We start from the raw sequence: 18,490 nt of genomic DNA, 5'->3' as shown, positions 1-18,490 counted from the left end.
CTGGCCAGCAACTGGGATCCTTTTAACATCATACCAAGGAGTCTTTTTGTGCTTCAAACCTCGTATTTCTACATAATAGGAATGCTGCCCGTTAGCGTAACCGGATCCGTTACAGCGTTGTTATTTGGCTCCCCCGCCAGTTAGATCAACCAAAAACTGACGTGATCAAGAATACATAGCTATATATAGCTTAGCGCGATCCGTCGGGAATGTCATAATCTTCTTGTCAAAATCGGGAATGTCATAATCTTCTTGTCATCTGATTTTGACAAGAACTTGAGGACATAAAAAGAAAAAGCCGCATCAAATGGGACTTTTAATGTAACCATGTTCTTGGGTTTAACATAATGACTGGAACAGGCTGCTGTCAATAAGCAGGTGCCGTTTTTCCTGCATATAAAGAGACCGATCCATTGGTCTTGTTAGGTTTGGACCGGTCTAGGTTACTTAATTTCTGAATTCTACTTGCTGTGGCTTCTTAACCAGGTCTAGAAATTGATCGATGCCCCACATCCAAACCGTTCCGTCTTTTTTAATAACAGACTCCGTCGTTAAATCCCCACTCAATATAGAGATTTTCACAGAAGCCGCATTTTCGATACCCTCTAGTTGGAATAAATCTTTCCAGACTCTTTCAGGCTTGGCTCCCAGCGCTCCCCATTTCTCAATAAAATATCCTAAGCCCCAAACAGTACCATCTTTTTTCACAAAGAGAGCATGGTCATTGCCGCTAGCAAAGTCAACAACATCGGTAAGCCCATCCATTCGATACGGCGCTGAAGGCACTTCTGCCAAACCATCTTGATCTTTGGATAGTATGGTTCTACCCCAAGTCCAAACGCTTCCATCTTTATCAAGGGCATAATGATCGCCGCCCAGCTTAACAATGTCTTTTAAATTCTTAAACTGTACGGGTTTAACATCTCTGATGGAGTCATAAAAAGACCAGTTTGCGCTTGGCCTAGAAACATAACCATCATAATTCCAAACCGATCCATCCTCTTTTAAAAATGTCAAGTCATAGGAAATCAACATATCTGTCACATGCTCTAAGCCCTCAATTTGAATGGGCTCCGATTTTAATGAAGCATAAATAGGATCGTCTTTTAACATGCCCGGTGCTGCCTCAAACATCCAAACCTTCCCGTGTTTATCAATAGCCATACCAATCATGCCCGCAACATCAACTTTAACAATGTCCTTCAAATTCGGAATCTGCTCACCCAACTTGACGGAAGCATGCTCATTCAGGTTGCTTTTTACTCCGAGTTTCTCAATTGTCCAAACGGTACCATCCTTTTTCAGGGCTAGAATCATACCGCCATTTTGAGAAATACTTTTCACATCTTTAATGTCAGGGGTTTTTATCATTAGATTCGTAAAAAAACCGTCTTTTACGGAGATGGCATGCCATGCGAAGCACCAAACATTCCCCTGCTCATCCAGCGCCACCGGAAAATTCGGGTTATTTACCTGCACAATCCTGGGTTCATTTTTCCCCAACTCATCCGTTGCGAATACCGATAATGGTGTAACTACGGCAAGCGATAAAACCGATAGCACTGCTGCGGACTGAACGATGCGTTTTGACCAACATTTCAATTTCAAAATCTTCATCTCTCCTTTTTTAAGGTAACAATTTGATAAACCATTCCATAAACCCATTTATACCCAGTAATATGGACGCTAAAAATGGGAAATAGTTGCAATTAAATGAAGATAGACCGATTCATAGGCCTAACTAGGCTTGAATGGGTCAAATGACTCTCTTATTAAAAAGCAACTCTACTCCCCATTAATTGGCTATCTCACGAATGAAAAAATAAAAAAGCCAGGGAAGAAGGTTAAATTCCTCTTCTCTGGCTGTTCATTTGGTTATTCTTTAAGATACAGGTCACTTTACAGCACTAATATACTTTTGCAACGCATACAGAAATTAACTGTACGAAAGGTTTTAGGTCATTTCCTACACTCGCTATTTCCAAAGTCTCATAATATTTCAAACGAGCCTCATTTGCTGCTTTTACAAATAGCTGGCGGAAATCCATAATTCATTAAAATTAAATTCATTAAAAGCCGTGCTGTGCGCCCATTACCATCGGAAAAAGGATGGATATAAACAAACCGGAAGTGAAATTCCGCGGCGATGATGAATTGATTTTATGACATATTCAGTTAATTCAGCGGATATTTTGGTGTTTCCCTACTCTATCTGCAGTCTGATCAATTCATAATGGCGTCCGCCTTGAGGACGATTAGCTAGGACATTTTAAATTATGCTATCATGAAACGTAAGAATTATATTTCACTAAGGGGGCTTCACAATTCATGAGCAAAGGTACAGCCCTATTAAGGCAGCAAAATGAAAAAAGGACATTGGCGATCCTTCGCACAGGGAAGCTCAGCTCCAGACAAGAAATAGCTGCAGCCTTGGGCTTGAGTAAAAACACCATTTCGTTAATTGTTGATAAATTTATAAAGGACGGCATCATTAAGGAAGTCGGCATTGATGAGCAAGGAGGTGTCGGAAGGCCCCGCATTCAGCTGCGCCTACGGACGGAAGCTTATAAGAGTATCGGGATCTTGATCCAAAACTCGTATTTCCAGTATATCGTCACGGATTATTGCTCTAATATTTTGGACAAGGGCAGTATCGCGATGGATGGAGATGATCCTGATCGGTACATCGCAAAAATTATTCGTGTATGTAACACATTGATAGAGCAGCACCCAGAGGTACTTGGCATAGGCATCGCTGTCCCGGCCCTTGTCGATCCTATCGAAGGGGTTGTCTACTTTTCCTCCCATTTGAGCTGGCGGAACATCCCGCTGAAAGAACAAATGGATGCCGTGCTTCCGGTAAAAACCAAGGTCCTCAACCTCGTGAAGGCCGCAGCCATCGCACCTTCTACAGGATTGCCAACGGAGAATGCATCTAACTCCTTTTATTTGCGTATCGATGAAGGTATTGGCGGGGCCCATATTATGGATAGCCAAATCTACAGCGGCGCCAATTGGACAGCCGGTGAAGTGGGACACTTGTGTATGGAACCAGACGGCCCACTATGCAGCTGCGGTCAAAGGGGCTGTCTGGAGGCTTTAGTCAGTATCCCTGCGATTCTTAAACAAATTCAAAAACAGCTTCCCGAGATAAAAATCGACAGCAATCTGGAGTATTATTTAAACAGCAAAGGAACACAGCCCACTGCTTTCGATGAGATCATGCGGAGATCTGGTCTGTATGTCGGTATGGCCGTTTCGCAAATTATATTACTGATAAACCCGGGATATATCGTAATTGATAGTCCATTTGAGAAGCTGGAAGCCTTCAAACGATCGGTACTGTCCTCTGTGGAAAGCCGGGCTTTAAAATTTCCAAAAGAAAAGACAAAGATATTGTTCATCAAAAGCCACTTCGCCTCCAGTATTGGGGCCGCTTTCGCTGTTATTCTTGATTTTGAAAAGGAATAACAGCTTTTTTTATGAAAATAAATAAAGTGACAAAAATGTGAAAAGACGATTGACACTCGGAATGTAAGCGTGTTAATTTAATATTACCAATTAGTCCTAGTCTAGGATTAATTGTTCCTTATCACATTAAATTGTAGAGGTGAACTCCATTATGGCTATGTTGGACTGGATCGTGTTGGGACTGTTTTTCCTTCTCATGGTGGGAATCGGGATTTGGTCTTTTCGCCAAATCAGCGGTACTCAAGACTTTTTTGCGGCAGGTGGTAAAATGCCTTGGTGGCTGTCGGGTATTTCTCATCACATGTCTGGTTACAGTGCGGCGGTCTTTGTCGCCTATGCGGGAGTGGCTTATACCTACGGGTTTACTCTCTATATTTGGTGGGCCGTTCCGGTATCCATTGCCGTTTTTGTAGGCGCTGCCATTATTGCTCCAAGATGGGCTCGCCTGCGTCAACGCATGAACATCGAATCGCCTATGGAATATCTCTCCACAAGGTACAATGTGCCTACTCAGCAGCTTATGGCATGGAGTGGCGTGCTGCTCAAGCTTTTTGACGTTGGAGCCAAATGGGCAGCCATTGCAGTCATCTTGAATGTGTTCGCAGGGGTTCCTTTGGGAGTCGGCATTTTCTTGTCAGGTGCGATCTCCCTCGTTTACTCGACAATTGGCGGCTTATGGGCGGATGCATGGACGGATTTTGCCCAGTTTATCGTTCAATTGATCGCAGGGGTGGCCATGTTCGTCATTGTAGTTATGAAATTGGGCGGATTGGGAGCGATTACTGGCATTTGGGATAAACTCCCGGCTACCCACAGTCAGCCTCTGGTCGGCCCTTATACGATGGGTTTTGTGCTTGCTTATATCCTAATTGATTTTCTCAGCTATAACGGCGGAACATGGAATTTGGCACAGCGCTACATCGCATCTCCAAGCGGTTCTGAAGCACGTAAGGCGGCTATCCTTTCTGGCTCGTTATACCTTATTTGGCCGCTCATTTTGTTTTTCCCAATGTGGGCCGCTCCCCTCTTTTACCAAAATTTAAAAGATCCGACCCAGTCTTATTCTATGATGACGATGGATCTACTACCACACGGCTTGATCGGATTGGTGCTGGCATCCATGTTTGCTCATACGATGGCCATGACCACATCGGACGCTAATGCAATTACGGCGGTTATTACACGCGATATTTTACCTGTTATCTCCAAAAAATACCGTACCCTCAGCGAGAAGAGCGCGCTTCGTGTTGCCCGTGGAGCGATGGTAACTTTTGTGGTGCTCACCTTAACTATCGCAGTATACTCCAGTACGTTTGGTGGCATATTGAGTCTGCTCATCGTATGGTTCGGCGCACTGGTAGGTCCAATCTCGATTCCGATGCTTTTGGGCTTGATTCCTGCCTTCAAACGAAGCGACTCTACAGCGGCAATTGTATCGTGGGTTGCAGGGATTATTACGTTTATTATTGTAAAATATGTTCTTACCGTTACCACGGCCACACTGGTTGCTTCTCCTGTACTCGTGTCGGCTATCCTGTTTATAGGCATCGGCTGGTTGAACCGAAACAGACCGGTCGCGCCGAAAGTGGAGAAGCTGCTGGATTCACTAAGCAGCGATGTGAACGAAGCGAACACTCGTGAGCATGGAATTAAAGCATAAAACGAACGTTTTCTTTGGGAGCAGGCCCGAGCATCCGAACAGATGAACGGACCTGTTCCTAGTAACATCGGGAGGGACTCGGAATGAGCATCATGAACGAAGCATGGGATACCCACGCGCTACATCAGTTTTACAAACGCCATCTGCTCGATGATTTGCTGCCTTTTTGGAGCAAAGCTGTGGATCAACAGAACGGCGGTATGTATACCTGCTTTACAAATTCGGGAAATAAGCTTATTAGTACTGACAAGTACACCTGGTCACAAGGAAGATTCATCTGGATATGGTCCCGAATCGCGCGGTTAATCGAACAAGGTGTACTGCCCGGCGACGCCGCAGCCTTTAAACAGGAAGCGGAACACGCTGTAGCATTTCTCAGGGACAACGTTTTCTTGGAGAACGGAAATTGTGCGTTTTTATTAACGGAGGACGGATATAAGAAAGAGAGCATTCCCGGTGAAGGATACGATACGAGCTTTTATGCGGACTGCTTCGTTGTGTTGGGATTTTCCGAATTTGCTCGCGTTAGCGGACGGAATGATATCGCTGAGGAGGCTCTCGGATTGTATGACCGGATTCGGGCCCGCTGTAGCAGCGGACATATCCGTAGCGAGCCCTATCCCATCCCGCACGGTCTGAAATCCCATTCCGTTTCTATGATTCTATTGAATACTTCGGAGCAAGTGATGGAGACTTTGAGAGATTTCCATCATCCCGCATACGAGCGTTTAAAGAAGGATTGCCTCGCCTATACGGAGCAAATTATGTTGGAGTTCCGGATGCCCGATCACCGGATTGCCGAGCTGCTTCCTATCCAGGGCGAGGTGCCACCTACTGTTCTTTGCCGGCATGCTAACCCGGGACATACGCTCGAGTGCATGTGGTTTGTTATTCAAGCTGCAACCCGACTCCATCGGGAGGATCTTGCGGCACAGTCGCTTCCGGTTATCCAAAAAGCGTTCGAGCTGGGATGGGATACGGAAAAAGGCGGATTGCTGCGCTTTGTCGATCAAGATGGCGGGCTGCCGAAAGGGGAGCAAACAGGCGACCCCTACGAAACGTTAATTTTAGAAACATGGGATTCCAAGTTATGGTGGCCTCATTCGGAAGCATTGTACTGTTCTTTATTGGCTTTTGAGTTATCCAAAGATACAAGATTCAAAGATCTCTATGAAAAAACGCACGACTACGTCTTCAGGATCTTCCCCCATCCGGATCAGCAGATCGGGGAGTGGATTCAGATTCGAGACCGCGATGGAAATCCCATGGATAAAGTTGTCGCGTTACCCGTCAAAGACCCTTTCCATATCATTCGCAACGTGCTGCTTATCATCGAGCTTTATTCTAAAGCCTCGGATTAATGAAAGGTGAACCGATGATGAAGACACCATTAAAGTTAGGCACTTCTAAAGTGGATATCACCCCAGGAACCCCCATTCCACTCGCAGGCTTCGCGCATCGAACTGGGGGATTCAAGCATATCGCCCACCAGTTATACGCAAGAATTCATTGTTTTGAGCAGTCGGATGACTTGGGAACCAAGACTACAGCGCTCCTGGTTTCCGCGGATTTGATCTGGTGGGGAACCGACCTCGTGGAAAAGCTGACGCCCAAGCTGCGGGATCGTTACGGATTTCTAACGGTGATTCTCCATGCAACCCATACCCATTCCGGACCCCAAACCAGCGACTGCTTCTTGGAAGCTCTCGGCAAGCCGGATCCTCATTATTTGGAGGATTTGGAGCAATGGCAGCTGGTCGGAATCGAACAGGCACTTCAAAATATGGAGCCCGTAACGATTCAACGGGGTACCGGGCAATGCCTAATCGGCGTGAACCGTAGAAAAGAATGCGACGGACAAATCGTCATGGCCCCGAACGAAAGCGGACCTGTCGATTCGTCCGTGACGGTGATTCGATTTCGCGCGTTAAGCGGCCGGATCAAGGGGCTGTTTGTACATTATACCTGCCACCCAACAACGACCGGGGATAACGAAATTTCTTCAGAGTACTGCGGTGTGGCCATGGAACGAATCGAGCAATCCTTGGGGGAGAATGTCATCGGCGCCTTTTTACAAGGATGCTGCGGGGATATTCGGCCCGCGCTTATCAACGACGATGAATTTTATAGAGGCCACCGCATGGAAGTCGAGCGCTTTGGGAGTTGGTTAAGCGAAGAAGTGCTTCGTATCAATAGCCTACCGATGGATGAGCTTACACCTACTGATTTAAAAAGTATGACGATGGTGCTGCCGCTGGCTTTCCATTCGGTTCCGACCGTTAATGAGCTTGAAGAACAAGCTAATCGAACAGACATCCACGGTGAGTGGGCCCGCCTTCTGCTCCATCAACCGCAACGCAGAAAAGCGAGTATTCCCTTGGAAATGACGCGGCTGGACTTGGCGAAAGAACTGTCATTCATAACATTTAATGCGGAAATAGTGGTGGATTACGGTACTTTTGTCATGGATACATCCCATGGGAGAATGCTTCCCCTTGGCTATACCAATGGAATGATCGGCTATGTACCAACCTCGGAACAGCTTGCTCAAGGTGGTTACGAATCCCAAGGTTCCGTCCCTTATTTTGGTTTGCCGTCGCCCTTTCACCCTCAAGTTGAGGGCATCATCTGCAGCACTATATCCCAACTCATAGGAGAGGAACAGAATCATGAGTAAAACCATACAACCACTGCAAATTACAACCGTTGATCGGTTACATGTACGCATATACGAAAACAGAGCGGAACTTGGAAAAGCAGCCGGAAGCCATGTGGCCGATAAGATGAAGGAGCTTCTGGGCAGCAATAATCGTATTCGGATGGTTTTCGCTGCAGCTCCGTCGCAAAATGAATTTTTACAAACCTTAAAGGCCATAGAAGGGATCGACTGGTCTCGAGTTACGGTTTTTCACATGGACGAATATATCGGTCTTGCCAAGGAGGCGTCACAACGATTCGGAACATTCCTCCAAGAGCGGCTGTTTGACGAGGTAAAGCCGGGGGAAGTCCATTTGATCGACAGCTCCGGTGATCTTGATGAGGAATGCCAGAGATACGCTGGGTTGCTTGGAGAGGCGCCAATCGATATCGTTTGCTTAGGCATCGGAGAGAACGGTCATATTGCTTTCAACGATCCGCCTGTCGCTGATTTTAACGATACATCGCTGGTGAAGAGCGTTGAGCTTGAACAGCCGTGCAGACAACAGCAGGTCAATGACGGCTGCTTCGCCAGTCTGCAGGACGTCCCAACTCATGCACTTACGTTGACGATCCCTGCCCTATTCTCGAGCGCACACTTATACTGTATGGTCCCAGGCAAGACCAAAACCGCGGCAGTTCACCAAACGCTGAACGATGCCATTTCAACGTCATGCCCTTCCACTATTCTCCGCAAGCATCCGGACTGCACGCTATATTTGGACACAGACTCATATGATGGAAGCATCGGTTAGGAGATGAATGACATGTTGGGAAGCGTAACGACGGTAGAAGGAATTCATTATAAGACAAAGGAACCCGTTACGATTCACATCGAGCACGGCCGGATCAAGGATATCCAACCGATAGCTCCAGAAAAAAATAATGATTCGCTGCCCTGGATTGCTCCTGGACTGGTGGATTTGCAAATTAACGGGTACTACGGCTCAGACTTCAACACGATCCCTATTGCCAAGGGATCGGTCGAGCACACTACGCGCGAGCTTTGGAAAGAAGGCGTGACCTCCTATTATCCTACGGTTATTACCAACGGGGATGAGGAAATCGAACAGGCGCTGCAATCCATTGCAGCTGCCTGCGACGGGGACCCCGTTTCCCAGGCTGGAGTCAAGGGTATTCATCTGGAGGGCCCTTTCATTTCGCCCGAGGACGGTCCCCGTGGAGCGCATGACAAGAGCTATACCAAAGCGCCGAGCTGGCCTTTATTTCAAAAGTGGCAGGAGGCAGCCCGAGGCCGAATCAAAATCATTACGCTGTCACCCGAATGGCCAGGGTCGTTTGATTTTATTGAGCGTTGTGTGGATCAAGGCATTACCGTATCGATAGGACACACTTCAGCCTCAGCCGAGCAAATCGACGAAGCTGTCAAGGCCGGCGCGCGAATGTCCACTCATCTCGGAAACGGCGCCCATTTGATGCTGCCCCGCCATCCCAACTATATATGGGAGCAATTAAGCCAAGACGGGCTATCAGCTTGTATCATTGCCGATGGGTTTCATCTGCCCGAATCGGTATTAAAGGTTATTTTGCGGATCAAAGGAAAAAATACCATACTCGTCAGCGATGCTGTTTTCTTAAGTGGCATGGCGCCTGGCATTTACGATAATCATATCGGCGGTCGAGTCGTGCTTACACCGGAAGGAAGACTGCATCTTGCGGAAAATCCCGGACTGCTGGCAGGATCGGTGCAGCTGCTTCCCTGGGGCATATCCCATCTTGTAAAAAATGGTTTGGCAGCGTTGGAGGACGCATGGGACATGGGCTCGGTCCGTCCCTCCACTTTTATGAGATTGCCTTCGCAGAACGGACTCGCTATCGGTGCGCCAGCCGATCTGGTTTTGTTTGAACTGAAAGAACAACGCATCACCATCGTTCAAACCTACAAGCAAGGCAATCGGGTCTTCGATTTGACTACATCAACCAAGGAGTGAAGCGCATGAGCACAGCCGTTATGTCTCAGTACCTTCATAAAATTATTCATCACCTGGAGTTGCTTCATCAAGAAGAACAAGATTCGGTTGCCAAAGCGGCTCGAATGATGGCGGAGCACATCAAACATGATAACATCGTATATGCTTATGGGCCCGGCGGACATTCGAATCTCGGCTCTCAGGAGATTTTTTTCAGGGCTGGCGGACTTATGCACATCAGTGCCATACTGGATGAAGGTACTCTGCTCAGCGGGGGAGCGCTGCGATCCATGGCAGTCGAGCGGACCCCCGGCTATGCCAACATCGTGATGGATGATTACGGGCTGAAGCAAGGGGATTTATTAATCATCATCAACGCCTATGGCATCAACTCTGCTACCGTTGATTCAGCCTTGGTGGCCAAATCGCACGGAGTCAAAACCATCGGGGTCACTTCTGTCAGGCATGCGCTCGCGACACCCAATGACCATGTGGCCCGTCATCCGTCCAAGCAAAATTTGCATGACCTGGTCGATATTGTACTCGACACTAAAATTGACGTAGGCGATGCCGTGGTTGAGATCGAGGGACTTGAGCAAAGGGTTGCCGCCATGTCCACCTTCGCCAATGCCTACCTTTTGAATTCGCTCGTGTCGGAAACGATCGATCTACTGGTCAAGGACGGCATTCAACCACCCATTTGGATGAGCGGCAACGCAAGCGGCGGTGATGAGTCCAATGCACGCTTCATTCAAAAATTCAAAGGCAGAATTAAGAAACTATAAAGCCATCACATGAGCTAATACTTAACAGTTTAGGTTGACTATCACAGAAAGCAGTGGCAACAGGTACTATGTAACTCTGCCATTGCTTTTTTCAATATTTTTCGGTAGACCATGCTAGTTTCCGAACCTGCTCCATCAATACAACTTCAGTGTTCTGTATCACACCACATTTTCTATGAGAGAATAGTTCAACTAATAAATCATACATAAGCCAAATAAAGATCGTGTAAAGATGAAATAAGGAACAGTTGCCTCCGTCGGCAGAGCTGTTCCTTTTCGTTAAGCGATTTATTTATTCCATGGAGTATCCGTTTTATGTTCGATGACTTGTCCCACTTTTCTTGCAATATCTTTTTCCATCGTACTGACGCTTTTCGGAACTTCGCCCTTATTTTCAGCTTGAATTTGTGCGTCAACTTGTGTTTTTCCAATGACATCCAACAGTTGCTGTTTTGAAACATTTCTGGATTCTGCAATCTCAACGACAGATTTTCCTGTTGCTAATTCTTGTTTTAATTCTTGTGTACTCATTTTCAATAGCGAGATTAATTTTTCATCGTTGAGAAAAAAATCCGCCGTATGATCAGGCTTGCCATCTTTTGAAAATAACCCTTCTACTTTAATCGTTGCAGGCGTTGGTTCACCTTTTAATACGGCTTCAATCTCTTGAGGTGTTGGTGATTGTTCTGGTGTTTGTGTTTGTACTTGTACTACTTCATTTACTTGTTGTTTTGGGGCTGCATTGGCTGTATTAGCCGCATTGGCCGCGTATGCACTAGCAGCTCCCACTAGGAGTACTGCTGAAACACCAAGTACAGTAAATAATTTTGTTTTCTTCTTTACCATGTCAATTACCTCTTTTCATTGTTTTAATGGCTGTTACAGGTATAAATATAATGCGTACATGTCAAGATGAAGTAAAGATTATATCAAGTTGAAATTGAGATTTTTATTAGTTACAATGCAAAAAGCCAGCAGGGTTTGCTGGCTTCTTCTTGTTGTCCGCCTAGTAATACTTTGTTATTCTTTCATTGTCAATATATAAGGTGCCTGTGTCATTTCCGGCAACTCCAACCGCCAATTGTTGACATCAACCGCTGTCGTTTCTCTAAAGCTGAATTGATTGGCTTTTTTCACCATTGAAATACATATCGTACTTATATCATAGTTTCGTCCACGCTCTACTGCCCGTTCAATAAATAAGCAGCCGTCGTTGTGACCAGCTGCTTCAGTAATTATCTAGTTATCCTTCCCGGTTAATACAGTGGATGGTAGTATTTCGTATCCAGGTGCACCGCTGTATTGGGCTGTCCGTGAGCTACCGTAAATTACTGTCGTTGGCTATTTTCTTCGCTTTGACGGACGATCTCGTCAACGACGTGCTCGATCGGTACAGTCGCGTCGATTATAATTCCGTTTTTCGGAGTGTCTTCTTTTGTTTGGTGCAATCGCGCAATAAGTTCCCGTTCCGTTTTCTTTCCGCCCCACTCATTTTTCGGTCGCTCTTCAAGCCGCCGGTTCAATGTGTCATGGTCGACCTTGAGGACAAAAACGCAGTCAAATAGATCTATGAATTTCGAAGAGTTCCTAGAACCACCGCAGAAAAACGTTACCGCCTCATCCTGGTTGGCGACCAAAGCTCTTACTTTATCTACATGCCAAATGTGTTGCTCGTGCGTGACGCCATCCGTACGTGTACCAGTTTCCGGATCGCCTTGATAAGCCAATTCACGGTCACCATGAATGGCATGGTAGCCGCGCCGCTGCAATTCATTGCAGACTGAAGTTTTGCCGATACCAGAAACGTCTTCAATCAGATAATTTCTAAAGCCCATGGCTAGTCCCCCCCCATTCAACTGGATGAGCACATTATAATTGGATTTGTCTATCTATCTCTAAACTGTCCTGCACTATAATTATAACCCCAACCATGAGGATGTTGATGGAAGTTCTATCATAGAGGGGCATTTTTCTTCCCACTTTTACATATTGCTGAAGCAAAAAGTTCCCTCTGTAAGTACCCGTGCAATTACATATCAATCCAAATTTCGGGACACTTTCGTTTTTTGAATTATGAATAATAACCCAATAATAATGCATTGTTCTATAATCGTGGAAAATACATCATTTTTATGTCCATCATTGGAAAACAATACAACTTCTCGTCTATTAGAAAGGACAAGAAGTTGTATTCATATAATAAAAAAACCGGGTAATACGCGGATTCAAAAGCATATATGTTCTTGTCCTCTTACACAGGTGGGGCTTGGCCCCTCCCGTGACCGGACTTTACTGGGCACGCAACAAGAAAAAAACCCGCAGCATGAAGCATGCCGCAGGTCTCTAATACTTTAGATCGTTCCATGCCGAAGCTTCAACTTAGGAACTGACATCCGTATCAATGATTTCATCCAGTTCTGAACTATGTTCGTTTGCGGCTGCAATAATTTCTTGATCAACCTTATTACTTCCTTGAATTTGCTCCGCGGCTTGGGCTTGATTGTTCAGTTGCTTAACAATTTGTCCTGTGCCATGAGCTCCTTGATGTCCTCTACTGGATGTCATTGTATTTATCCTCCAATTTCGAAAGTTAATCTCCCTACTATATTATGATGCTATTTTCCATCCTTATTCCACATAGAGCCTCATTGGTTCGTTTTCGCCTCATGCAATTGTGTAATCAACACCAACAGATCAGCTACTGTTAATTGAATGGTTCGCTGAAATGTTTTTAAGCATCACCTGGTTGATCGTGTGTATTATTTTGTGCAGATTGGTCAGGCGATTTTCGAGTTCGAGATTGCAGTTCCTTATCTACGGTTCGCTGAGATTTGGTTATCTTAGTTTTAGTTTTATTGGACATTGAGATTACCTCCTTTCTATCTTGATAACATAAGCTAAAATGTTCTGTGGGAAAGTTTCCTCAGGCTTTTTTAGGGCTTTATATGTGAACCATTTTGTTAACTAACCACCTTAATTAATATTTGCCTCATCAATTTTACCCTTTTGATTTGGTTTTTGGTTTTTTTGCTTTTCGGATTTCACGCTTTTCTTTTGATTAGTCATAACTTTAGCACACCCCTTTGAGTAATTTGAAACATATATATTGTACTCACTTAAGAAATAATATAAGCAGACACATTGTGCCAATCACTAAGTTGGTCGGCGAAATTAAACAATAATTTCTTACTGGGAACTAAAGCTTTTCAAATGAGATTATTCTTGCATAATCAGCCCTTAATCTCCACAAGATAAAGCACATTGAGAAAAGGAGTGATTTTAACCCATGGCAAATAACAGCATAACAGCACTTTACTCGTACCACAGGCTAAAGCGGCAATTAACCAACTAAAGTGAAGTAGCACAAGAATTGGGCATCCCTCTTCATCCAAATGGCTACAATGGAAATCTCCTTACAAGGGATGCAGGCTCTATCGGAGGAACAATTACAAAGCGTCTTGTACAAATTGCTGAGCAGCAGTTAAATGGATTTAAACGCTAAATCTATAATGCAATATAATGGAAGACTGGTAAAAAAGACTACGATCACCTTTCGTTCAAACTGGCAAACCTTACATTGCTATCATTGAACAAACGTATCAGTTCGCTTAACTGAAATGCTTTTTTAGAACAGTTAATTTCTCAAATCTCCTGTCGTAATTTTGTCGTTCCTTGCTCATCTGATACTAATTCCAGTGATTGATGGTAAAACTTTGACGCTTGATCAAATTCGTTCATTTTCGAATACAAAATTCCCAAATAAATCAAACCATTCGCCTTTTCTTTTTAGAAAATGGCTGATTTATTGCATCCTTCATTGTTTCAATTGCTTTTTTCCTAAGAAAGAGCGATTCATAAAAAGATGCCCTATCAACATAATGCACATATTTTTTCAAAGGTTTTATCAACGAAAAAATGCCCATCTATTAACCCGTCCCCATATTAAATTCTGAAATAAAAAGAAGCTCGCCAAAAAGCAAGCTCCTCCACTATTTTTCTCCCTAGTTCAATCTATTTAATCATCGATTTATAATTCCCCATAATATCCAATCCCAAAAGAAGAGTATAATCATAATAACGATAAAAATCCCAACAGGATTCGGACCAAGATTTAAGAAATAAAGAACAGCACTGAGTATGATTGTCAAGATAGCGGCGATTACTACTTTTACAAGAATGGACTTAATCATTTTCCTCATTGTCATGTTCTCGCTCCTGTGATTTCCTTGGGTTCATTTTCTTTTTCTTTATTGTTGTGTTGTATCCTTCATTATCAACTCAAGATCACTACCTTATACTGTCCATTAACTTAACAAAAGCTGCCGAATCTAACGTCCGGCAGCTTCACTTAGTTGTAATTGAACTCTCGACCTCCGTTAGTTCAATCCTAACATTCGTACTAATCGATTTTAATTTTCTTATAGTACGATAATGGAAATATCCATGGAACACCGAAATCATCCTCAAAATCATCATATAGCCCCATAACGACACTTGGTTCTAAAAATTCATGATTATTTTCTTTTGTTAGTTTTATTTCAAGGGTTGGTCCTAATCCTTCCTCTCCTAACTCAATTTGTAGTCCTTGTTCTTGTAAAGTTCCTTTCATATTAATAGATAGTGCCGTTCTCCCTAATAAATCTCGATTAACTGGTTCACTTCCTAAAATAGGATAAAAGTTAACTCTAACCTCGATATCATCTATCTTTTTTATTATTAATATATGTTCGGCATAGTCCGTCCAACTTCCGATAAAATTATCAATCACATCCATAAGTCGTCCCCGTTTATAAGTTTTAATATTTGAAATATTCGTTCAGATAATGAGACTTTCCTGCTCTTTACTTCAATAGAAAAAGGAAGCAGCTGCCGGTTGATATGTTCCCTGGTTATTTCACTAACTTTCTCCCGTTAGTTGAATAGGCATTTGACAGCAGGTTTGTTCGAAAAAATCATGGTCCTGTTCCATCAGCAATCACACGATAACCTAACCAATTTTTCTTCACCCAGATAAATGATTTTGAAACTTCATTAACAAAGAATAATTCAGCTCCACCAAACGATGTGCTTCCGGTCACCTTAACTTGAACCCTGAAAGCCTTTACTGGATGGAGTGAGAAGAATAAATGCTTCCTAACCGCTAATTCCGCCGTTGGATTGGGAAAGAAAAACAAATAAATCACTAACAATGTCGTTATGGATATAATCCAAATCTGCTTTCTCTTTGAAATCGACATTGTATCATCCTCTCGTACATTATTATCCTGGTTACTATAGATTTCGAACTATTATTTTCCGTTAGTTCAATGGCAAGGCTCTTTATTACCGTTTTATCATCTACATTAACAATAAGTATCGCTGCGTTGTAAGAGCAATAATAAAGCAGTACGATTTATTTCTACAAGAAAAAGAACACCATAAGTGTTCCCAGTTGCACAATAGCGGACTAGTTTTGGCTCGTTGAGTTTATTAAAGTACAAATCATTCTGCTTAGTCACTCATACTTTTGTTATTCCATTAGATTTATACCAGAATTATCAGGTGAAAGATAATATTGGTATATCCAACTTTTTTGCTTATACCCTAAATCAATCAGCATTATTCTTCCCTCATCTGACCAGCTAATAAAAAGTTGGGCACCTAGATCCCCTTTTTCCAAGGCATTGAAATCAATATTGTAACCCTGCCCCAAATTCATGAATATATAATTTGACTTTGCTGAAATATCGTATCTCCATACTAGCTCTTGGTTTTGATCAGTGCTGATTACAGTGGGTTCACCAAGAAGTCCTTTTACGAATGCTTGATCTTGCCCTATTTTCAATTGATATTGAATTTGCCATGTTTTTTTTGTGGTTTCATCCACGCCCGTAGGTTCATTCATTATCGAAATTACTTTGCCTGATTCTAAACTATTTGTATATCTTACGCCTAAACCAAGACTTTCACCTATTAAGCGTATAGGAACATAAGCATGTCCGTTGTAATTCAAAACTTTGTATTCACTAGGTAATTCCTTGCTTTGTCCGTTAATTTCAATTTTGGCTGGAAACAAATATGCCTGAATAGATTCAGAAGCATAAACTGCAGTTGTTGCAGTTAAAGTGATTCCACAAATTAATCCTAAAATAAATTTTTTCAATGACTCATCACTCCCAATGTTTAATTCTAATGAATTAGACGTAACGGGATTGTAATAAGTTTCCATTTATTCAAATTGATTATTTCATTAAACAGCCCGTAGCTGAGAAGGCTGCCGAACAATAATCTTCGGTAGCTCTCTTATTAAGTCATTGAACTATCGTGATCCGTTAGTTCAACGGCACTATAGCAATTCCTTTTCTCTAAGTAGCTTTTTTAATACTTCGCTGGAAGTAAAAGTGGCAAATGGGCATTAGTAGTAGCAATCCAAGTAATCCGAACATAATTTGAAGTACTTCATGTTATGGAGGTTGTGGAATGCTCATAAGAACGATAGATCAATTTACGAACAACACCGGTGTCTCTTCAACCGAAATTGGATTTACGGACGATGTTTTCGGATTTCTAAATCTAGGACAAAAAATAATCGTGAAACGTGGAACCCGGATTCGACGCAACCTCTCCGTCGCTTTTGAAGCATTTGAAGACGATCCCCAACCGGCTTTCAAATTAACGAGATCCAACCAGAGATTATTTGAACTAAGAAACAACGCGACCTATATCGTACAGTATGATACTAAGAAGAACATATTCCGTATCGGAAGACGAATAAACAATACCAGTTCCACCCATAGAACAAAAATCCTAGCTCGTGTAAAACCTTCACAAGAAATTAACATGGATTTATATAGGAGAAACTTGGTTGCAAATGTTGTGCTGATGCGAAGTCTATTGAATCGCATTGTAGCGAATCCCCGCTTCGCATGTGCTTTAACCCGTTTTCTGAAGCTTGGCAAGCAAGAGCGGTTGCTTGATTTATTAGAAAATACTCTAGGTCCGTTTTCTTTTAGCGATAATAATTTGTTTCGATTAGAGGCAGGAACACCGGGCAATTTTTCTGCTTGCGTGGGCGCTGCATTCTTGACGAATTTCTGCAATGCCTTCTATCTAGTAAAAGGACTTTCTGCGTTACGCCCTTCTCATGTTAGAGCATTGGCCAAAACATTAATTCCGTTATACAGAAGAATCGCCCAGGATAGCAATTATGCCAAAACATTAACGAGCGCGATCTTCTCGAAGAATGTGGTAAAAGTCCGCTCTCTTATTCGTCAGACGATTAATTCTCCATTTCTTACGGTTACATTGCCGCCCAATGATCGGGTTGCCCCTGACACTCCCCCCAGTCGACTTAACCGGCTCCGCATATGCCTTGGACTAGGCGAGGTTATGTACTGCTCAGAATTTCATTTATTGCTTGTCTAGTGGTATAACGCAGGAAGCAGCTATCAGCCGAGGCGAACTGCTTTGTGCTATAGTTCTTCCGTTAGTTCAATTCTACCCAATCTTTGAAGATTAAAAGAATTTCCCCTAAATTTTTAGGACCACCAAACCCTTCAAAGTACCCTTCTTTCAACCTACAATGTATCCAATCATGCTCGGTTCTTTCTTTGACCAAACTTTCAAATGGTTTGTTTTCTAAAGTAGTTTCTTGCAAGTTTATTTTGACACTCCAACCAGGATTATCAAGCGTTCCGATTTTCAGTCCATAACAATGTTCCCAATCTCCATCACACTGTGATAAATACCAATCTTCCAAACATTCTATTAAATTCAAATTGAAATCCCCCTGAACTATTTCATTTCAATCTTCCTTTTACTTCAATGGAATCAAAAAGGAGTTGCCACAGCGGCTCCTCAACTATCGTTCCTCGTTAGATTCCTGTAGTTGGATAAATTTCAGCTTTGTAAAAAAACGAGCGCCTCAGTACGATGGAAGTACGCTACGGGTCAAAAGCCCTTTAATT

General features: G+C 43.3%; 17 protein-coding genes and 2 pseudogenes. 9 read left to right on the top strand and 10 right to left on the bottom strand.

Annotation, left to right across the window (positions count from 1 at the left end; all coding sequences use genetic code 11):
- Positions 1-447: 447 nt before the first annotated feature.
- Together J2Z65_RS34555 and J2Z65_RS36275 are read right to left on the bottom strand one after the other, a co-directional pair.
- On the bottom strand, positions 448-1,665 hold the full coding sequence (locus J2Z65_RS34555) for an RCC1 domain-containing protein (protein WP_209856360.1): 1,218 nt from the start codon (positions 1,663-1,665) through the stop codon (positions 448-450).
- 242 nt (positions 1,666-1,907) lie between these two features.
- A pseudogene (locus J2Z65_RS36275) lies at positions 1,908-2,148 on the bottom strand (Fic family protein); the annotation flags it as partial.
- Between the two features lie 180 nt (positions 2,149-2,328).
- Here J2Z65_RS36275 and J2Z65_RS34545 point away from each other — a divergent pair.
- The 7 genes from J2Z65_RS34545 (at position 2,329) to J2Z65_RS34515 (ending at position 10,544) form a co-directional block, all read left to right on the top strand.
- Positions 2,329-3,471, top strand: coding sequence for an ROK family transcriptional regulator (locus J2Z65_RS34545; protein ID WP_167064793.1), 1,143 nt, complete (start codon positions 2,329-2,331; stop codon positions 3,469-3,471).
- A 151-nt stretch (positions 3,472-3,622) separates the two neighbouring features.
- The gene (locus J2Z65_RS34540; protein WP_209856357.1) at positions 3,623-5,131 is read left to right on the top strand and encodes a sodium:solute symporter family protein; all 1,509 of its coding nucleotides are present in this window, start codon (positions 3,623-3,625) and stop codon (positions 5,129-5,131) included.
- 83 nt (positions 5,132-5,214) lie between these two features.
- Positions 5,215-6,492 carry an AGE family epimerase/isomerase gene (locus J2Z65_RS34535; protein WP_205301053.1) on the top strand — a complete coding sequence of 426 codons (1,278 nt, stop codon included), beginning with the start codon at positions 5,215-5,217 and terminating at the stop codon, positions 6,490-6,492.
- A gap of 14 nt (positions 6,493-6,506) precedes the next feature.
- Positions 6,507-7,808, top strand: coding sequence for a neutral/alkaline non-lysosomal ceramidase N-terminal domain-containing protein (locus J2Z65_RS34530; RefSeq protein WP_167064796.1), 1,302 nt, complete (start codon positions 6,507-6,509; stop codon positions 7,806-7,808).
- Positions 7,801-8,583: a glucosamine-6-phosphate deaminase gene (locus tag J2Z65_RS34525; protein ID WP_167064799.1), complete on the top strand. Its 783-nt coding sequence runs from the start codon at positions 7,801-7,803 to the stop codon at positions 8,581-8,583. The genes J2Z65_RS34530 and J2Z65_RS34525 overlap by 8 nt, the downstream gene beginning before the upstream one ends.
- 12 nt (positions 8,584-8,595) lie before the next feature.
- Positions 8,596-9,780, top strand: coding sequence for an N-acetylglucosamine-6-phosphate deacetylase (locus J2Z65_RS34520; RefSeq protein WP_167064802.1), 1,185 nt, complete (start codon positions 8,596-8,598; stop codon positions 9,778-9,780).
- A 5-nt stretch (positions 9,781-9,785) separates the two neighbouring features.
- The gene (locus tag J2Z65_RS34515) at positions 9,786-10,544 is read left to right on the top strand and encodes a sugar isomerase domain-containing protein (RefSeq protein WP_167064805.1); all 759 of its coding nucleotides are present in this window, start codon (positions 9,786-9,788) and stop codon (positions 10,542-10,544) included.
- Between the two features lie 288 nt (positions 10,545-10,832).
- On the opposite strand, the gene J2Z65_RS36020 is transcribed toward J2Z65_RS34515, so the two are convergent.
- From J2Z65_RS36020 to J2Z65_RS34500, 3 genes are all read right to left on the bottom strand, one after another.
- Complete coding sequence (locus tag J2Z65_RS36020; RefSeq protein WP_167064807.1) at positions 10,833-11,390, bottom strand: hypothetical protein; 558 nt, start codon at positions 11,388-11,390, stop codon at positions 10,833-10,835.
- A 482-nt stretch (positions 11,391-11,872) separates the two neighbouring features.
- The gene (locus tag J2Z65_RS34505) at positions 11,873-12,379 is read right to left on the bottom strand and encodes an AAA family ATPase (protein ID WP_167064810.1); all 507 of its coding nucleotides are present in this window, start codon (positions 12,377-12,379) and stop codon (positions 11,873-11,875) included.
- A 544-nt stretch (positions 12,380-12,923) separates the two neighbouring features.
- The gene (locus J2Z65_RS34500; RefSeq protein WP_056623138.1) at positions 12,924-13,109 is read right to left on the bottom strand and encodes a hypothetical protein; all 186 of its coding nucleotides are present in this window, start codon (positions 13,107-13,109) and stop codon (positions 12,924-12,926) included.
- Positions 13,110-13,883: 774 nt separating this feature from the next.
- Between J2Z65_RS34500 and J2Z65_RS34495 the strand changes: the two are divergent.
- Positions 13,884-14,046: pseudogene (locus J2Z65_RS34495) on the top strand (alpha/beta-type small acid-soluble spore protein).
- Between the two features lie 140 nt (positions 14,047-14,186).
- On the opposite strand, the gene J2Z65_RS36270 reads toward J2Z65_RS34495, so the two are convergent.
- From J2Z65_RS36270 to J2Z65_RS34475, 4 genes are all read right to left on the bottom strand, one after another.
- Positions 14,187-14,312 (bottom strand): tetratricopeptide repeat protein, encoded by a 126-nt coding sequence (locus J2Z65_RS36270; protein WP_420850861.1) that lies wholly within the window; start codon positions 14,310-14,312, stop codon positions 14,187-14,189.
- A 631-nt stretch (positions 14,313-14,943) separates the two neighbouring features.
- Positions 14,944-15,318 carry a hypothetical protein gene (locus J2Z65_RS34485; RefSeq protein WP_167064813.1) on the bottom strand — a complete coding sequence of 125 codons (375 nt, stop codon included), beginning with the start codon at positions 15,316-15,318 and terminating at the stop codon, positions 14,944-14,946.
- 178 nt (positions 15,319-15,496) lie between these two features.
- Entirely contained in the window at positions 15,497-15,781 is a 285-nt protein-coding gene (locus J2Z65_RS34480) for a hypothetical protein (protein ID WP_209856351.1), read from the bottom strand.
- A 272-nt stretch (positions 15,782-16,053) separates the two neighbouring features.
- Positions 16,054-16,686 carry a stalk domain-containing protein gene (locus J2Z65_RS34475; protein ID WP_209856348.1) on the bottom strand — a complete coding sequence of 211 codons (633 nt, stop codon included), beginning with the start codon at positions 16,684-16,686 and terminating at the stop codon, positions 16,054-16,056.
- Positions 16,687-17,003: 317 nt separating this feature from the next.
- Between J2Z65_RS34475 and J2Z65_RS34470 the strand changes: the two genes are divergently transcribed.
- Positions 17,004-17,948, top strand: a complete 945-nt coding sequence (locus J2Z65_RS34470) for a hypothetical protein (RefSeq protein ID WP_209856346.1) — start codon at positions 17,004-17,006, stop codon at positions 17,946-17,948.
- A gap of 61 nt (positions 17,949-18,009) precedes the next feature.
- On the opposite strand, the gene J2Z65_RS34465 is transcribed toward J2Z65_RS34470, so the two are convergent.
- Positions 18,010-18,300, bottom strand: a complete 291-nt coding sequence (locus J2Z65_RS34465) for an immunity 53 family protein (RefSeq protein ID WP_167064886.1) — start codon at positions 18,298-18,300, stop codon at positions 18,010-18,012.
- Positions 18,301-18,490 lie beyond the last annotated feature (190 nt).

Origin of the sequence: Paenibacillus aceris, from assembly GCF_017874035.1 — a bacterium.
Classification (GTDB): domain Bacteria; phylum Bacillota; class Bacilli; order Paenibacillales; family NBRC-103111; genus Paenibacillus_E; species Paenibacillus_E aceris.
Note: the sequence above shows the minus strand (reverse complement) of the source record. Positions and strands in the feature narration are given on the sequence as shown.